The sequence below is a fragment of the Nocardioides alkalitolerans DSM 16699 genome, assembly GCF_000426525.1.
GTDB lineage: Bacteria > Actinomycetota > Actinomycetes > Propionibacteriales > Nocardioidaceae > Nocardioides > Nocardioides alkalitolerans.
The window spans coordinates 507,209-523,710 of the sequence record NZ_AUFN01000011.1 but is presented as its reverse complement, the minus strand read 5'-3'; the positions used below and the strand labels follow the sequence as shown (position 1 = coordinate 523,710).

Here is a 16,502-nt window from a genome sequence, read left to right as displayed (position 1 = left end):
GCCCGCACCGCCTGCGGGGGCGGGGGGCCGTTCCGTAGGATGCCGGGGTGGGGAGAGCAGCAGCAGCCAGGAAGCTCGCGGCCGCCGCTGCCTACGGCGGAGGCGGCCTGTCGGTCGTCGGAGCAGGGCTCTACGGGCTCCTGCGCGCCGAGGCGACCGTCGCGCGCAAGGTCATCGGCGACCCGCGGGAGGACCCGCCCCCCAACCCCACCGGCTGGTACGGCCGTGGCCGTCCCGGCCCCGCGTTCACCATCGTCGTCCTCGGCGACTCCCTCGCCGGCGGGTACGGCGTGGAGCGCGTCTCCGAGACCCCCGGCGCCCTGCTCGCCTCGGGACTGGCGGAGCACGCCGACCGCCGGGTCTACCTGCGCACCTTCTCCGTGGTCGGCGCCCAGTCCAGCGGGCTCCCCCCGCAGGTCGACGGCGCCCTGCCCGTGGAGCCGGACGTGGCCGTCATCGTCATCGGCGGCAACGACGTCACCCACGTCGTCAAGCCGTCGGAGTCCGTGCAGCACCTCGCCGAGGCGGTCCGCCGCTTCCGGGCGATCGGCTGCGAGGTCGTCGTCGCCACGTGCCCCGACCTGGGCACGATCAAGCCGATCCCGCCGCCGCTCAAGCAGATCGCCCGCTCGTGGTCGCGCCGGCTCGCCGCCGCGCAGACGATCGCCGTCGTCGAGGAGGAGGGCCGCACGGTCTCCCTCGGCTCGGTCCTGGGACCGGAGTTCGAGGCGGCCCCTGCGCTGCTGTTCGGGCCCGACCAGTTCCACCCGTCCGCCGACGGCTACGCCCAGATGGCGGCGGTGCTGCTCCCGTCGGTGCTCGCCGCCCTCGGCGAGGCGCCCGAGGACGAGCGGCTGCCCGCGGCGTTCCGCGGCGAGCGCGTGCTGCCGATCGCGCAGGCCGCCATCGAGGCGGTCCGCACGCCGGGCACCGAGCTCGGCGGCACCGAGGTCGCAGGCAACCGTCGCAGCGTGCGCGGTCGCTGGGTGGAGCTGCGCCACCGTCGCCGGCGGGCCCAGCCCGACAGTGCCGGACCGGAGCACGAGGACGCCACCGACGACCACCCGCTCCCGTCCGACGCGGCGACCGCCGAGGAGTCCGCGGCGGGCTGAGCGGCAGCACCGCTCCCCCACGTACGACGACGGCGACGGGCCCGTAGGCCCGACGCCGTCGTGTCGTTCGAGGTGATGCGCGCCGAGGCGCGACCGGGTCAGTCCTGGCTGAAGATGGCCAGCAGGCGGAGCAGGTTCGTGTAGATCCACACGAGGCTCACGGTCATGCCGAAGGCCGCGCGCCACGACTCGCGCTCGTCGAGGCCGGCAGCGATGCCGCGCTCCACGAAGTCGAAGTCGAGGATCAGCATGAAGACACCGAGCACCAGGCCGACGATCGCCATGATCGTGCCGAGACCGCCGAAGCCGAACAGGCCGATCTGCGCGCCGAAGACGCCGAGCACGAGCTCCATGAGGCCGAGGCCCACCATGCCGAACATGGCCGCGACGACGAAGATGCGGAACTTGTCGCCGACGCGGATGTTGAGCACCTTGTAGGCCGCCAGGGTGCCCGCGAAGGCCGCGAACGTGCCGATGACCGCGCCGGTGACGACGCCGCCGTCGAACATCGCGTTGAACATCTTGCTCAGCGCACCGAGCATGAGGCCCTCGACGGCCGCGAAGACCATCACGAGCGCCGGGCTGACGACCCGCTTGAGCGAGATGACAATCGAGAGGCCCAACGCCGCCAGCGCGCCGACGCCCGCGAGGGCGCCGAGGGTGGCGAGCGCGTCGGTGTTGGTGGTCGTGATCTCGGGCGTGAGGATCCAGGTCGCGAGCGCGACGAGGATGACGGTGCCGATGGAGAACGCCGTCTTCTGCACGACGCTGTCGATCGTCATCCGGCCGCCGCCGGCGGCGGGGCCGCCCGTGCGGGACATGTCCCACGACGACGGGTCGCCGTAGCCGGCCTGCTGGCCGGGCTGGCCGTACTGCTGACCGTGCTGCTGGCCGTAGCCCTGACCCGCGTAGGTCTGGGCGCCGCCGGCGTTCGACCCGTTGAACTCGGCCGATCGCCTGAACACCGGGTTGTTGCTCTGCATGGGAAGTCACTCCTCGCGGAAGTTGATCCGCCGCCACCTGACGGCGGGAGTCCGAGGTCGATCCTACGGGCTCTCGGTAGGTACAACGATGGGGAAGCGCTCCTAGTTCCCCGCAGGTCAGGAGGCTGCGCGGGCGCTGCGGCGCACCGTCAGGTAGCCGACGGCGGTGGCCAGCAGGAGCAGGCCGACGAGCACGGTCAGGTTGAGCACCCACTGGTCGACGCTGGCCGTGTAGAGCACGTCGCGCTCCAGGTCCGGCGCGAGCTGGCCGTCGCCGGTCTCCTTGGAGCGGTCGAGGTCCACGGTGACCGCGGTCGCGGCGTACCCCCAGCGCGCCGGCGCGAGCCAGGCCAGCTGCTCGAGCACGGCCCGGCCGGCGACGCCGATGATGGCGCCCGAGAACACCAGCTGCAGCATGACGATGCCGATGAGCGCGGGCATCCCCTGCTCCGAGCTCGTCAGCAGGGCGCTGATCGCGAGGCCCAGCACGGCGACCGCCGAGCAGGTGAGGCCGACGGCGATGGCGATCTCGAACCAGCCGAGCCCGATCACGCCCCCGTCGTCCGGGCCCGGTAGCCCGACCGTGCCGACCCAGGTGACGATCACGCCCTGGACGAAGCACAGCACCCCGAAGACGCTCACCTTGCTCAGCAGGTAGACACCGGGCGAGAGACCGACGGCGTACTCCCGCTGGAACACGGCTCTCTCGTTCACCAGCGCCCAGATGGTCATCACCGCCCCCATCAGGGCCGCGGCGACGACGAACACCGTGAGCCGCTGCACCACCTCCCCCGCGGAGAGCACCCCGGCCTCGTTGGCGGTGCGGGACAGCCCGAACCCGTCACCGCCCTGGGCCAGACGGCTGAGGCCGCCGATCGCGGGCGGGGTGAGCAGGAGCATCGCCAGCAGCATCTTGTCGGAGCCGATGACGGCCAACGACCGCTTCACGAGCGTGGCGAACTGGCGGGCGAACGACTGGCGCGGCGGCGACGGCAGCTGCGCGTTGACGGCCGGCAGGGCGTGGGTGTCGGGACGGCCCCCGGGCGGGGGCGGGATCCGTCGCCAGAGGTCGGGCTCGTCGAGCAGGTCGAAGACCTGGGGGTAGTCGGCGCACCCGAAGTGGGCGAGCACCGAGTCGGGCGGGCCGGAGTAGGCGATGCGCCCGCCCGGGGCCATCACCACGACGGTGTCGCAGACGTCGAGCGCCAGCACGGAGTGGGTCACCACCACGACGACGCGGCCCTCGTCGGCCAGGCCGCGCAGCAGGTGCATGACGTCGCGGTCGAGCCCCGGGTCGAGACCCGAGGTCGGCTCGTCGAGGAACAGCAGCGGCGGCGCGGTGAGCAGCTCGGTGGCGATGGAGACGCGCTTCTTCTGGCCCCCCGAGAGCTGGGTGCCGATCCGGTTGTCGATCTGGCGCCCGAGCTGCATCTGGTGGACGACCTGGTCGACGCGGCGCCCGCGCTCCTCCTTGGTCGTGTCGGGCGGCAGCCGCAGGCGCGCGGCGTACGAGAGCCCCTGGCGCACCGACAGCTGCGGGTGCTGGATGTCCTGCTGCGGCACGAGGCCGATCTGGTGGCGCAGGTGGTCGTAGTGCGTGTAGAGGTCGTGGCCCTGCCAGATCACGTTGCCGTAGCTGGCCGGACGCGTGCCCGTGAGCGCACCGAGCATCGTCGACTTACCGGAGCCCGACGGACCGATCACGGCGGTGAGGCTCGCCGGCCCCAGCTCGAGCGACACCCCGTCGAGCAGCCGACGGCCGCCCTTCACGACCGTCGTGAGGTTCTCCACCACCAGCGTCAGGTCGGAGCGCGTGTTGCGGGTGACCAGCTGGTCGCCCGACCAGGTGTAGGTCTGGTTGCCGATGAGGACCTCGTCGCCGGGCGTCAGACGTACGGCGCCCCGGAGGCGGTGACCGTTGTGGAACGTGCCGTTGAAGCTGTTGAGGTCGCGCAGCACCGGCACCGGCACGAACTCGACGACGGCGTGACGACGCGACACCAGTGGGTCGTCCAGCACCACGTCGCAGCTCTGGGCCCGGCCGAGCACGGCGCCGCGGCCGCGCTGCGGACCGGTCGGCAGGATGCCCTTGCCGTGCGCCTGCTGGCCGGGAGGGGTACGGCGGACCGCCATCGCGCCGCTCCCGGGGCCGCCGGGGCCACCCGGGCCGTTCGCCGCCATCGTCGGCGGGTCGATCCCCGGCGGGCGTGCGCCCGGGCCGGGGCCACCCGGGCCGGGGCCGCCCGGACCGGGGCCGCCCGGACCGGGACGGAACGCCGCCGGGGGCTGCGCGGGACGCTGACCGGGCTGGACACCGGGCCGACCGCCGGGCTGCAGACCGCGCTGACCACCGGGCTGACCACCGGGCTGACCACCGCGCTGACCACCCGGGAACGCGGGCGGAGCGGCGGGACGAGCCGCGGGCTGCGGCGGTGACGCCGGACGCTGTGGCTGCGGGCCGGCCGGGGCCGCCGGAGCAGCCGGGGCCCCGGCGAGCGGCGAGCGCGCGCTGTACTGGGTGGGCGGCGCCGCGCGGCCGGTGTCGGCGTCGACGTGCACCCGGACCGGCACGCCGCGGTGGCCGCCGACCAGCACGTCGAGCTGCTGTCCTGGCGCCAGCGGCAGGGTGCCGATGCGCGAGCCGTCGACGACGGTGCCGTTGGTGCTGCCGAGGTCGACCAACCACCACGACCCGCTCTCGTGACGCAGCTCGGCGTGACGTCGGGAGACGTCACCGTGCTGGAGCACGAGGCTCGAGGTCTCGTCGCGCCCGATGGTCACGGTGGTGCCGGGGGTGAACTCCCGCAGCTGCCCTCCCGTGCCCACGCGCACCGTCGGTCCGTCGTTCGCCGCAGGCGGCACGCTCATCGGTCTCCTCGGGTCGCGCCGGGGTCAGGGGCCGTTGTCGGACGACACGGTAGACCACCCCACGCCGTCCGGAGCCGTCCACCCGCGGAACGCGTCGACGATCTCGGCGCCCGCCCGCCCCCCGGCCGAGGTCGTCACCGTGAGCCCCGGGGTGCTCCATCCCTGGTCGTGCAGCTCTCCGTGCGCCGGCCGGACCGGGTGGTCGGCCGCTGCCAGCATCCCGGCGTCCAGCCACGAGTCACCCGCGGCCGCCACGGCGTCCGCGCCGACCCGGCGCACCACCTCGGCGACGGCCGCCTGCTTGGTGAGCCCGGGCGGGATGGCGTAGCACTTGCGGCCCTGCACCGACAGCACCCACCCCAGCGCCGTGACGGCCTCGAGCAGCTCGTCGTACCACTCGGCGGGCGTGTCCGCCGTCTCGACCACGCAGTAGAGGAAGAGCTCCTCGGCGTCGCGCACCGTCCGCACCCACGGGCGCTCCCACACGGGTGCGAGCGCGCGTACCGCCTCGGGGTAGGACGCCCCCTCCGCCGTACGTCGGGCGACCTCGGCCGCCCAGTCGGGGCACGGCACACCGTCGGAGAGCAGCACCCCGCCGTTGGTCGTGACGGCGTGGGTGACGCGCACGCCGGGCAGCACGATCCGGCCGAACTGGGCGCGGGTGCGGGTCGTGACCGGCACGAACCAGGTGGCGGCGCTCAGCGCGACCAGGCCGGCGAGCGCGTCGGGGTGGATGAAGCTCGTCGGACGGTCGTCGTAGATCTCGACGCAGACCGGGTCGACGACCGACTCCCCCAGCGCCATCGCGGCGGCGGAGTAGATGAGGGTGCGGTCGAGGTCGGAGGCGACGAGCACGCGGCTCGGCGCCGTCTGCGGCCCGGTCACGACCCGTCCTGCTCGGTCGGTCGGATGATGCCGACGCACGAGTAGGGCAGCCCGGGCTGCTCCACCACCGGGACCCCGCGCTCCGCGGCGAGCAGCCGGACGTGGCGCAGGTCTGCCTCCCGCTCGGGCGCCACCACCACCCGCCAGGGCACGCGGCGCAGCAGCACCCGCGTCGTCTCCCCGACGCCCGGCTTGACCAGGTTCACGCTGGGCAGCCCGTGCTCCGCCTGCAGCTTCTCGGCCGCCGCCCAGCCGGCCCAGCGGGGGGTGCGGTCCGACTCCTGCAGGCGACCGGCCTCGGCGACCGCGGCGTCCTCGACCGCGGCGAAGTGGCCCGCCACGGCGTCGAGGTAGGCCCCCGAGACGTCCTCGGGCGCCAGCTCGGCGTAGAACTTCGCGCCGTGGAAGTCGTGCGGCCCGATGAGGTCGGCGTTCAGCACGGTGCGCGAGACCAGGCCCGAGACGGTGCTGTTGAGGCAGGCCGACGGGATGAGGAAGTCGTCGCGGGTGCCGTACAGCTCGACGCACTCCCCCGGGTCGGCGAGCACCGCGAGGTCGGTGCGGAAGCCCCGCTCCGGCGAGAGGCCGAGCGCCGCGTTGGTCGCGGCGACGGCGGCGGCGAACTCGCGGGCGATCGCGCCCTTGCCCGTCCAGCCGTCCACGACGAGCACGCGTGCCGGGTCGTACCGGTCGGCCAGCCAGCGCATGGCCGTGAGGTCGATGCCGCGGTCGCGGACGATGCTGACCGCGTGGTGCGGCCAGTCCCACCCGTGGCTTGCGGCCCAACGTCGCATGAGCACGCCGATCGGCGTGCCCGCACGGGCGAGCGAGACGATCACGAGGTCGTCGCGCCCACGGACGCGGCGGCTCAGCTCGCTGACGGTGACGACGGCGGAGGCCACCCGGTCGGCGACGGTGGCGAGCTGCTCGCCGTACAGCCGGCGGTAGGCGTCGTCGGGCCGGTACTCGGTGGGCAGCGACTCGGCGTAGTGCGCCTCCCCCGACTGGATCGCCTGCTCCCGCTGCTCGCGCTCGCCCTCGAGCGCCACGTGGGAGAGGTCCTTCAGCAGCCAGGTGACCTCGTCGGCGGCGTAGGAGCCGAAGTGCGGACCGTGCAGCGGCGCCGGACCGGTGCCGGCGACCGGCAGCACGACGGGCACGACCTCGGTCGCGTACGGCGCGAGCGCCGCCAGCAGGCCGGACCGCCCGTCGAGCGCCGCGGTGGCCGACGGGCGGTCGAGCACCACCACGATCGCCCGCCACGGCGTCGGGGCCGCCACGTTGTAGGCGTAGCGGTCGGCCTCGCCGTAGCCGTCCGCGTCGCGGTCGTGGGCCACGAACCGGACGCCGGAGCGCACGGCGTAGCCCTCGACGTCGCGCACCTGGACGGGGCTGCGGGTGGTGGTCGAGAACCGCACGGCCGCCGGACCCGCGGCCCGGAGCGCCTCGGCGACGGCGAGCGGGGCGTACATCAGCTCCTCCGTGCCGAGCACGAGCACGCGGTCGTCGCCGGTGAGCGCGAGCCGGTCCACGAGTCGGGCGGCCACCCGGCCGGCCGCGGTCGTGAGCGGGGACTCGTCGGTCCAGGTGAACCCGTGGCGTCCGGACTCCCGCACGCCGACGGGCCACGCGTCGCCGGCGTCGGGCACGTCGAGCGCCGTCCCGTCGATGCTGTCGGCGCCGCCCCTCGGCAGCAGGACGGGCTCGGGGGCGACCACGCCGTCGGGCACGCGCACCTCCCCCGCCGCCAGCGCGACCACGTCGATGCTGACGCCGAGCTCGGCGGCCACCGCCTGCATGCGGGCGCGATCGACCTCGCGGCGCACGTCGACGAGGGCCGCGATCACGTACGACGACCGCGGCGCCACGGCGTGCAGGGCGCGGATCGTGCCGAGCGCCGTGCTCCCGGTCGACAGCTCGTCGTCGACGAGGACGGCCGGTCCGGTGGTCGCCAGGAGCGCCGGGTCGACGGGCAGCAGGAGGTGCTCGGTGGCGTGGGAGTGCGCCTCGTCGAACCCGAGGGCCGGCTCGGCACCCGGCACGTGGCGGCGGGTCGAGTGGAGCGACGGCAGGCGGAGCGCCCGCGCCACCAGGTGGCCCAGGGCGGTCGCGGTCTCGGCGTACCCCAGCACGACCCCGTCCCCGTCGGTGACCGTGGCGGTGGCCGCCGCGACCGCGGCGTCGAGGGCGACGAGGTCGTCCTCACCGGCCTCGGGCGCGACGGCCCGGGCGAGGAGACCGCCGAGGTCGTCCGCCGGCAGCGCCCGCCGCAGGTGGGTGGCCACGCCGAGGCCGAGCAGCAGACCGGCGGCCCGCACCACGCGGGGGTCGGTCGGCACGTGCTTCGCCAGCACGGTCGACACCAGCAGGTGGGGCCGTCGCGGGTTGATGCGCAGCGCCAGGCCGAACAGGTCGTGCATGCGGAGCCCGGGCCCGCCGGCGGTCGCCTCCCCGCCGACCTCCGTGGGGGCGTCGACGACCTCGACGCCGAGTCGCTCGGCGGTCCAGGCGCCGGTCCAGCCGCTCGTGCCGCCGGCGTTCACAGGCGCACGCTCGCCTCGAGGAGGTCCACGAAGGTGACGTCCTCGCGGGCCACGCCGAACGCGCGGGCACGCAGCAGGGTGGCGTTGGCCCACGCGAGGTGGGGGTTGGCCTCGTTCATCTTGTTGCCGAAGCGCGACGCCGCGACGCCGCCGCCCCGCTGCGCCGCGACGATGTCGACCGCGTCGGCGTGGTCCTCGTTCGTCACGACGCTGAGCGCGTTGACCGCCGCGACGTGGGTGGGGTGGATGACCGTCTTCCCCAGCAGCCCGTTGGCCTGGTCGAGGGCGACCTCGCGGATGAGGCCGTCGAGCCCCTTGCTGATCAGGCTGCGGCGCAGCACGCGGACGGCCGGCGCCGTGAACGGCGTCTCGCGCAGCTGCGGCTTGAACAGCCGCTCGCCGTTGTCGAAGTGCTCCCAGACCGGTCCGGTGACCACGAACCCGGTCCCGTCGCGGCGCCCGAGCACGTTGACGATGTCGCCGATGACCGAGGCGAGGGGCGCCACGTCGTACACGGTGATGTCGGCCGGACGGCGCAGGCCGAGCATCGAGGCGAGGTCGGTCGCCCCGATGCGTACGGCGAGCACCCGCTCCTGGTGGGCCGCGAGCAGCTCGCGGACGCCGAGCAGGGTCTCGAGGCGGGTCTCCAGCCGGAACACCTCCGGCGACTCGATGACGGGCATGACCCAGAGCCGGCGACCGATGCGCTCCGAGGCCTCGACGACCGCGTCGAGGAAGGGCGCCGACGCCGCGGTGAACTTGGGGACGACGATGCCGTCGAGGTGCACCGCCAGGTCGCCGAGGGCCTGCACGAGGGCACCGACCTGCTCCGGTCGGCGCACGCGCACGAAGACGAGCGGACGCGGCCGGTCCGTCTCGAACAGCAGCGACAGCTGGTGGGCGAGGTTCTTCTCCGCGAACTCGACGTCGCCGTCCGCGATCGCGTCCTCCAGGCAGAGCACGGAGCACACCACCCCGCGCTCGTAGGCGCGCAGGAGGTCCGCCTCGATGGCCGGACGGGTCGCCGGCGTGTAGAGGGTGGCGCCGAGCGCGACCGCGAGCACGTCGCGGTCGGCGGACCGGTCGAACTCCTCCGGAGGCAGGCTGAAGAGCCGCCCCTCGAGCTCGGTGCCGAGATGGTCGAAGTGCCGCACGATGCCTCCCTCAGGACGAACTTCACCGGTCCCCCGCCGGTGAGGTGGGGGAAGGATACGGCCGTCCAGGAAACCTGCGGGGTCGGTGCGGTGAAGGGTGGGCGCGCGGTCGGTGAGCTGCGACACCGCCCGCTACGATCGCGGCCATGGGGATATCGCTGCAGAAGGGCCAGACCGTCTCACTCGCCAAGCGCGGGGGCGGAACGCTGACGAGGGTGCGGATGGGCCTCGGCTGGGACGCCGTGGTCAAGAAGGGTCTGTTCCGCTCGAAGCAGGCGGACATCGACCTCGACGCCACCGCCGTCCTGTACGACGCGCAGAAGAACGTCGTCGACCAGGTGTGGTTCCAGCAGCTGCGCAGCAAGGACGGCTCGGTGACGCACACCGGCGACAACCGCACGGGCGCCGGTGACGGCGACGACGAGTCCGTCGTGGTCGAGCTCGCCCAGCTGCCCGCGAACGTGACGACGATCGTCTTCGTGGTGAACTCCTTCACCGGCCAGGACTTCAGCCAGATCGAGAACGCGTTCTGCCGCCTCGTCGACGAGACGAACGGTGACGAGCTGGCCCGCTACGACCTCACCGGCTCGGGCACCCACACGGCCCAGATCATGGCCAAGGTGTCGCGCGACGGCGCCGGGTGGTCGATGACCGCCATCGGCTCCATCGCCCAGGGCCGCACCTTCCGCGACCTGCTGCCGGCCATCGCGCCGGTCGTCTGAACCGTTCCACCCGCTCCACCCCACGAGACCCCGTCGGCCCGCCGTCGGGGTCTCGTCGCGTCCGGGGAGCGTCAGCCCCGGGCCTGCGCGGCCCGGAAGTCGGCGACGAGCCGGTCCACGCCGTCGTGCAGGCGGTCGATGCGCGTGACGAGCTGCCAGTAGTCGGGGTGGGGCGCCTCGAGCAGCTCCTCGAGCGCGATGAGCTCGCGCGCGAACCCGTCCAGCCGGGAGCCCCACGGCTGCGGGGAGCCCCGACGGAGCAGGAGCCGCGTGTCCTTGAGGGAGAAACGGGCGCGCTCGAAGAGGGCCTGCGGGTCCTTCTTCACCGTGCGCAGGCGCTCGAGACGCCGTCGGGGCGCGTCGACCAGCGCGTCGGCCGCCGCGACCTCCGCCTCCACGGCGGCCAGCGCGACCACCGCCTCGCCGTGCGCTCCCTGCGCCTGCAGCTTCCGGAGCTCCTCGAGGTGGGTGCGCGCCGACTCGACGAGCCGTCGCAGCTCGCCCTCCGAGTCGGCGAGGTCCTTCCAGCTGGCGTAGGAGAACTCGCGACGCAGGCCGGACATGTGCTCCCCGACCCGCTCGGCACGCGTGACGACCGCGTCGATGCGCGTCGCCAGCGACGGGATGCGGTGGGCCAGCGTCGAGACCCGCTGCGGGAGCTCGACGGCCAGCGTGCGCGCGTGGGCGGCGAGACGCTCCACGACCTGCACCGGCTCGTCCACCTGGTCGGGCGTGAGGCGGTCCCCGATGTCGGCCAGCTTGCGCCCGGCGACCCGGGCCCGGGCCAACGCCTCGTCGGCCTCCTCGAACCGGTAGCCGCCGTCGTTCATCGTCCGCCAGGCCGACTCCGCCTGGGTGACTGCCGCCTGGGCCTGGGCGAGGCGACGCGCGACCTTCTCGCGCACCTCCCCCAGGCGGCCGAGCTCCGCGCCGTACTGGTCGAGGAACCGCTCCATGTCGTCGGCGAGCTGGGTCAGCGGCGGTGTCGCTCGCTCGAAGGCGGTGGTGGCGTGGCCGACGGCGTACGGGTCGAGGTCCTCGACGGGGTCGTGCTGGTCCAGCACCCCGAGGTAGTCGATGACGACGTCGTGCGCGCGCTGGTCGAGGCGCTGCCAGCCGGGGAGCACGCCCGTCGAGCGGGCCCGGTCCGGCAGGAGCGACCCGTAGGACGCGACCGTCGTGCCGATGTCGCGCTGGAGCTGGTCGACCCGGAAGAACTGCTCCTGCAGGACGCCCCGGGCCTCCTGCGCCCGCTGCAGGGCGTCGGGGGCGTCCCGGCGGCCGCGACGTCGGTCGGGCCAGCTCGAGCTCATGGCTCCATCGTAGGAGCAGACGACGAACGGCGGCGCCCGGGTGCGGGCGCTGCCGGTGGCGGGCCGGTCAGCTCGCGTTCACGCCGTAGTCGTGCACGATCCCGAGCAGGCCGGACGCGTAGCCCTGGCCGACGGCCCGGAACTTCCAGTCGCCCTCGCGCTTGTACAGCTCGCCGAACACCATCGCGGTCTCGGTGCTCGCGTCCTCGGTGAGGTCGTAGCGGGCGACCTCGACGCCGTCGGTGGCGTTGACCACCCGGATGAACGCGTTGACGACCTGCCCGAAGTTCTGCCCGCGGCCGTCGGCGTCGTGGATCGACACCGGGAAGACCACGCGCTGCACCTCCGTCGGGACGAGCGTCAGGTCGACCTCGATCACCTCGTCGTCGCCCTCGCCCTCCCCCGTCAGGTTGTCGCCCGTGTGGTGCACGGACCCGTCGGGCGAGGCCAGGTTGTTGTAGAAGACGAAGTGCTGGTCCGAGATCACCGTGCCGGAGGCACCGACGAGCAGGGCGGAGGCGTCGAGGTCGAAGTCCTGGCCCGACGTCGTGCGGAGGTCCCAGCCGAGGCCGATGCTGAGCCTGGTCAGGGGGGTGCTCGAGCCGGCCGCCTTCGCCAGCGAGACGTTGCCACCCTTCTGGAGCGTCACTGCCATGCGCTTGTACCTGCCTCCCGGAGACTGTGGACCTGGTGCTCCCGACCCTAGCGGGACGACGGGAGCCGCCTGTCGGCTAGCGGCCGCCGAACGGCAGCCCGGCGGCAGCGAGGCGAGCCCGCCCACCGTCGACCGCGGTGAGCACCCAGAGGCCCTCGGCCGTCACGGTCATGCTGTGCTCGAAGTGGGCGGCGGTGCGCCCGTCGCGGGTCACGACCGTCCAGTCGTCGTCGAGGGTGTCGTTCGCCTGGTCGCCCAGCGTCACCATGGGCTCGATCGCGAGGGCGAGCCCCTCGGTGATGCGCAGGCCCCGACCGGCGCGACCCACGTTCGGGACGTCCGGGGGCTGGTGCATGGCGCTGCCGATGCCGTGGCCCGTGAAGTCCTCCACGACGCCGTACGGGCCCTCACCGCGGACGTAGGTCTCGACCGCGGCCGAGATGTCGCCGATCCGCCCGCCCAGGCGCGCGGCGCCGATGCCGCGCCACAGCGCCTCCTCGGTGACCCGGAGCAGCTCGGTCACCTCGTCGGACACCTCGCCCAGCGCGACGGTCACGGCCGCATCGCCGTGCCAGCCGTCGACGATCGCGCCGCAGTCGATGGAGACGACGTCGCCCTCGCGCACCACCCGGTCACCGGGGATGCCGTGCACGACCTCGTCGTTGACCGACACGCACAGGGTGGCCGGGAACCCCTGGTAGCCGAGGAACGACGGTGTGGCCCCCGAGTCGCGGATGTGCTCCTCGGCCACGGCGTCGATCTGCGCGGTCGTCATCCCCGGCACCACCCGCTCCGTCAGGAGCTCGAGGGTGCGGCCGACCACCAGCCCGGCCCGACGCATCGCGTCGAGCTGGGCCGGCGACTTGATCTCGACACCGGGGTGCAGGAAGGACATGGGGTACGACGCGCCGCGGCGCTGCCTCGACTCAGGACCTCAGGAACGGACGCCGTCGAGGGCCGCGGCGATGCGCTGGGTCACGTCGGTGACCTCGCCCATGCCGTCGACCTCCACGAGCAGACCGCGCTCGGCGTACACCTTGATGAGCGGCGCCGTCTGCTCGTTGTAGACGTCCTGGCGGTGACGGATGACGTCCTCGGTGTCGTCGCTGCGCCCGTCGGTCTCCGCCCGGTGGACGAGCCGCTTGACGAGCTCGTCGTCGTCGACCGTCAGCACGAGGACGGCGTCCAGGCTGTCGCCGGCCGCCGCGAGCATGCCGTCGAGCTCCTCGACCTGGGCGACCGTGCGCGGGTAGCCGTCGAGCAGGAAGCCGGGGACGCAGTCGTCCTCGGCGATCCGGTCGCGGACCATCGCGTTGGTGACCGAGTCGGGCACGTAGTCGCCCGCGTCCATGTAGCGCTTGGCCTCGACGCCGAGCGGCGTGCCCTGCGACACGTTGGCGCGGAAGATGTCGCCCGTGGAGATCGCCGGGATGCCGAAGCGGTCGGCGACGACCTTGGCCTGGGTGCCCTTGCCGGCCCCGGGGGGGCCCATGATGATGAGACGCATCAGCGGAGGAATCCTTCGTAGTTGCGCTGCTGGAGCTGGCTCTCGATCTGCTTCACCGTGTCGAGGGCGACGCCGACCATGATGAGGATCGACGTGCCGCCGAACGGGAAGTTCTGGTTGGCGCCGATCAGGGCGAACGCGATCAGCGGCACCAGGGAGATCAGACCCAGGTAGAGCGCACCCGGCAGCGTGATGCGGGACAGGACGTAGGACAGGTAGTCCTCGGTCGGCTTGCCCGCCCGGATCCCGGGGATGAAGCCGCCGTACTTCTTCATGTTGTCCGCGATCTCCTTGGGGTTGAAGGTGATCGAGACGTAGAAGTACGTGAAGAAGATGATGAGGGAGAAGTAGACCGCCATGTAGAGCGGGTGGTCACCCTGGACGAAGTGCTCGTTGATCCACCGCACCCAGGCCGAGTCGGACGTCGCGTTGAACTGCGCCGCCATCGCCGGTAGGTAGAGCAGGGACGAGGCGAAGATGACGGGGATGATGCCCGCCTGGTTCACCTTGAGCGGGATGTAGGTCGAGCTGCCGCCGAACATCTTGCGGCCCACCATCCGCCGCGCGTACTGCACGGGGATACGGCGCTGCGCCTGCTCGATGAAGATGACGGCCGCGACGAGCGCGAGCCCGATCGCCATCACGATCGCGAACGTGCCCCAGCCCTGCGACTGGCGCACGGCCCACAGCGACGCCGGGAACGTGGCGACGACCTGGCAGAAGATGAGGATCGACATGCCGTTGCCGATGCCGCGATCGGTGATCAGCTCACCGAGCCACATGATCACGGCGGTGCCGGCCGTCATGGTGATGACCATGACGAGGAACGTCGCTGTGCTGTTCTCGTCGTGCAGCAGGGGCTGGTCGCAGTCCTGCAGGAGCTGCCGGCTCCGCGCCAGCGCCACGATGCCCGTCGCCTGGAGCACCGCGAGGGCCAGCGTCAGGTAGCGGGTGTACTGCGTGATCTTCGCCTGGCCGGACTGGCCCTCCTTCTTGAGGAGCTCCAGCCGCGGGATCACGACGACGAGCAGCTGCAGGATGATGCTGGCCGTGATGTACGGCATGATCCCGAGCGCGAAGATGCTCAGCTGCAGCAGCGCACCGCCCGAGAACAGGTTGATGAGGGTGTAGAGACCCTGGTCCTCGATGCGGTTGAGGCAGGTCTGCACGTTGTCCACGTGGACACCCGGGGACGGGATCTGCGACCCGAGTCGGAAGATCACGACGACACCCAGGACGAACAGCAGCTTGCGCCGCAGATCCGGAGTCCGGAAAGCGTTGGCGAAGGCGCCCAGCACGAGATCCTCTTTCTTCCTGGTGGCACACGGCCGCGGTCCCTCCCGAGAGGGCCGCGGCGAGCCTAACAGCCGGTTTGTTGCAGTCAGGTTGGTGGGCGGGCCGGGTCGGCTCGCACCACCGGGTGGCGCTCATCGGTGCAGCAGTACGACGAAAGGCGCCGCCGAGCCTGGAGAGGCTCGACGGCGCCTGTGTCGTCGTGCGGCCGTCACCCTCAGACGAGGGTGACGCTACCGCCCGCCGCCTCGATCTTGGCCTTGGCAGCGTCGGACGCGGCGTCGACCGAGACCTGGACCGCGACGGTGATGTCGCCGGAGGCGAGCACCTTCACGGGCAGGTTCTTGCGGACCGCGCCACGGGCGACGAGCTCGTCCTTGGAGACGACACCGCCGTCGGGGAACAGCTCCGAGAGGCGGTCGAGGTTCACGACCTGGAACTCGACCTTGAACGGGTTGCGGAAGCCCTTGAGCTTCGGCAGCCGCATGTGGATCGGCATCTGGCCACCCTCGAAGGCGACCGGAACCTGGTACCGGGCCTTGGTGCCCTTGGTACCGCGACCCGCGGTCTTGCCCTTGGAGGCCTCACCGCGACCCACACGGGTCTTGGCGGTCTTCGCGCCGGGAGCCGGACGCAGGTGATGGATCTTCAGCGTCATGTCAGTCGACCTCCTCGACCGTCACGAGGTGGCGCACGGTCTGCACCATGCCCCGGATCTCCGGACGGTCCTCCTTGACGACCACGTCGCCGATCCGCTTGAGACCGAGCGTACGCAGGGTCTCGCGCTGGTTCGCCTTGCAGCCGATCGTGCTCCGCTTCTGCTCGACCTTGAGGCGCATCACTCGGACACCCCCGAGGTGGCCGGCACCTCGGCGCGGGCCTTGAGGAGCGCCGCCGGAGCGACGTCCTCGACCGGGAGACCACGACGACGAGCCACGGACTCGGGCTCCTCGAGCATGCGCAGCGCCTCGACGGTCGCGTGCACGATGTTGATCTGGTTGGACGAGCCGAGCGACTTGCTCAGCACGTCGTGGATGCCCGCGCACTCGAGCACGGCGCGCACCGGACCACCGGCGATGACGCCGGTACCGGGAGCAGCCGGACGCAGGAGGACGACGCCAGCCGCCTTCTCGCCCTGCACGGGGTGCGGGATCGTGCCCTGGACGCGGGGGACGCGGAAGAAGGACTTCTTCGCCTCCTCGACGCCCTTGGCGATCGCCGCGGGAACTTCCTTGGCCTTGCCGTAGCCGACACCGACCATGCCGTCGCCGTCGCCGACGATCACGAGGGCGGTGAAGCTGAAGCGACGACCACCCTTCACGACCTTGGCGACACGGTTGATCGCGACGACCCGCTCGATGTAGGCGGTCTTGTCAGCGCCGCCACCACGGCGATCGTCGCGTCCGCGACGATCCCCGCCCTGGCGCTCGCCGCCGGCGCGTCCGCGCTGGGGTCCGCTCATGAGAA

The 16,502-nt window shown here is 72.8% G+C and carries 15 protein-coding genes; 2 read left to right on the top strand and 13 right to left on the bottom strand.

Going from position 1 to position 16,502, the window contains the following annotated elements; genetic code table 11:
* Positions 1-47 precede the first annotated feature (47 nt).
* The gene (locus K329_RS25815) at positions 48-1,112 is read left to right on the top strand and encodes an SGNH/GDSL hydrolase family protein (protein WP_043642581.1); all 1,065 of its coding nucleotides are present in this window, start codon (positions 48-50) and stop codon (positions 1,110-1,112) included.
* Between the two features lie 98 nt (positions 1,113-1,210).
* On the opposite strand, the gene K329_RS0109200 is transcribed toward K329_RS25815, so the two are convergent.
* From K329_RS0109200 to K329_RS0109180, 5 genes are all read right to left on the bottom strand, one after another.
* Positions 1,211-2,095 carry a Bax inhibitor-1/YccA family protein gene (locus K329_RS0109200; RefSeq protein ID WP_028472797.1) on the bottom strand — a complete coding sequence of 295 codons (885 nt, stop codon included), beginning with the start codon at positions 2,093-2,095 and terminating at the stop codon, positions 1,211-1,213.
* A 117-nt stretch (positions 2,096-2,212) separates the two neighbouring features.
* Complete coding sequence (locus K329_RS25810) at positions 2,213-4,963, bottom strand: FHA domain-containing protein (protein WP_052336588.1); 2,751 nt, start codon at positions 4,961-4,963, stop codon at positions 2,213-2,215.
* A gap of 24 nt (positions 4,964-4,987) precedes the next feature.
* Positions 4,988-5,848, bottom strand: a complete 861-nt coding sequence (locus tag K329_RS25795) for an HAD family hydrolase (RefSeq protein ID WP_084541132.1) — start codon at positions 5,846-5,848, stop codon at positions 4,988-4,990.
* On the bottom strand, positions 5,845-8,391 hold the full coding sequence (locus K329_RS0109185; RefSeq protein WP_028472796.1) for a phosphoribosyltransferase: 2,547 nt from the start codon (positions 8,389-8,391) through the stop codon (positions 5,845-5,847). Before K329_RS0109185 ends, K329_RS25795 begins: the two co-directional genes overlap by 4 nt.
* Positions 8,388-9,545 (bottom strand): HpcH/HpaI aldolase/citrate lyase family protein, encoded by a 1,158-nt coding sequence (locus K329_RS0109180; protein WP_028472795.1) that lies wholly within the window; start codon positions 9,543-9,545, stop codon positions 8,388-8,390. The genes K329_RS0109185 and K329_RS0109180 overlap by 4 nt, the downstream gene beginning before the upstream one ends.
* Positions 9,546-9,691: 146 nt before the next feature.
* Between K329_RS0109180 and K329_RS0109175 the strand changes: the two genes are divergently transcribed.
* On the top strand, positions 9,692-10,267 hold the full coding sequence (locus tag K329_RS0109175) for a TerD family protein (protein ID WP_028472794.1): 576 nt from the start codon (positions 9,692-9,694) through the stop codon (positions 10,265-10,267).
* 71 nt (positions 10,268-10,338) lie between these two features.
* Here K329_RS0109175 and K329_RS0109170 read toward each other — a convergent pair whose 3' ends face one another.
* The 8 genes from K329_RS0109170 to rpsE form a co-directional block, all read right to left on the bottom strand.
* The gene (locus tag K329_RS0109170; RefSeq protein ID WP_028472793.1) at positions 10,339-11,580 is read right to left on the bottom strand and encodes a hypothetical protein; all 1,242 of its coding nucleotides are present in this window, start codon (positions 11,578-11,580) and stop codon (positions 10,339-10,341) included.
* Between the two features lie 67 nt (positions 11,581-11,647).
* Positions 11,648-12,235 (bottom strand): TerD family protein, encoded by a 588-nt coding sequence (locus K329_RS0109165; RefSeq protein WP_028472792.1) that lies wholly within the window; start codon positions 12,233-12,235, stop codon positions 11,648-11,650.
* 76 nt (positions 12,236-12,311) lie between these two features.
* Complete coding sequence (gene map / locus K329_RS0109160) at positions 12,312-13,130, bottom strand: type I methionyl aminopeptidase (protein ID WP_028472791.1); 819 nt, start codon at positions 13,128-13,130, stop codon at positions 12,312-12,314.
* 39 nt (positions 13,131-13,169) lie between these two features.
* Positions 13,170-13,742, bottom strand: a complete 573-nt coding sequence (locus K329_RS0109155) for an adenylate kinase (RefSeq protein ID WP_028472790.1) — start codon at positions 13,740-13,742, stop codon at positions 13,170-13,172.
* On the bottom strand, positions 13,742-15,040 hold the full coding sequence (gene secY, locus K329_RS0109150; protein ID WP_028472789.1) for a preprotein translocase subunit SecY: 1,299 nt from the start codon (positions 15,038-15,040) through the stop codon (positions 13,742-13,744). The genes K329_RS0109155 and secY overlap by 1 nt, the downstream gene beginning before the upstream one ends.
* Before the next feature lie 212 nt (positions 15,041-15,252).
* The gene (gene rplO, locus K329_RS0109145) at positions 15,253-15,693 is read right to left on the bottom strand and encodes a 50S ribosomal protein L15 (RefSeq protein WP_028472788.1); all 441 of its coding nucleotides are present in this window, start codon (positions 15,691-15,693) and stop codon (positions 15,253-15,255) included.
* 1 nt (position 15,694) lies between these two features.
* On the bottom strand, positions 15,695-15,874 hold the full coding sequence (gene rpmD / locus K329_RS0109140) for a 50S ribosomal protein L30 (RefSeq protein ID WP_425411474.1): 180 nt from the start codon (positions 15,872-15,874) through the stop codon (positions 15,695-15,697).
* The gene (gene rpsE / locus K329_RS0109135) at positions 15,874-16,497 is read right to left on the bottom strand and encodes a 30S ribosomal protein S5 (RefSeq protein WP_028472786.1); all 624 of its coding nucleotides are present in this window, start codon (positions 16,495-16,497) and stop codon (positions 15,874-15,876) included. Before rpsE ends, rpmD begins: the two co-directional genes overlap by 1 nt.
* Positions 16,498-16,502: the final 5 nt, after the last annotated feature.

Bases quoted from the DNA above. Each gene is read 5' to 3' on its own strand.
- K329_RS0109200 (WP_028472797.1), bottom strand. From the start codon at position 2,095: ATGCAGAGCAACAACCCGGTGTTCAGGCGATCGGCCGAGTTCAACGGG.
- K329_RS25810 (WP_052336588.1), bottom strand. From the start codon at position 4,963: ATGAGCGTGCCGCCTGCGGCGAACGACGGACCGACGGTGCGCGTGGGC.
- K329_RS0109175 (WP_028472794.1), top strand. From the start codon at position 9,692: ATGGGGATATCGCTGCAGAAGGGCCAGACCGTCTCACTCGCCAAGCGC.
- K329_RS0109170 (WP_028472793.1), bottom strand. From the start codon at position 11,580: ATGAGCTCGAGCTGGCCCGACCGACGTCGCGGCCGCCGGGACGCCCCC.
- K329_RS0109165 (WP_028472792.1), bottom strand. From the start codon at position 12,235: ATGGCAGTGACGCTCCAGAAGGGTGGCAACGTCTCGCTGGCGAAGGCG.
- map (WP_028472791.1), bottom strand. From the start codon at position 13,130: ATGTCCTTCCTGCACCCCGGTGTCGAGATCAAGTCGCCGGCCCAGCTC.
- K329_RS0109155 (WP_028472790.1), bottom strand. From the start codon at position 13,742: ATGCGTCTCATCATCATGGGCCCCCCCGGGGCCGGCAAGGGCACCCAG.
- rplO (WP_028472788.1), bottom strand. From the start codon at position 15,693: ATGACGCTGAAGATCCATCACCTGCGTCCGGCTCCCGGCGCGAAGACC.
- rpmD (WP_425411474.1), bottom strand. From the start codon at position 15,874: ATGCGCCTCAAGGTCGAGCAGAAGCGGAGCACGATCGGCTGCAAGGCG.
- rpsE (WP_028472786.1), bottom strand. From the start codon at position 16,497: ATGAGCGGACCCCAGCGCGGACGCGCCGGCGGCGAGCGCCAGGGCGGG.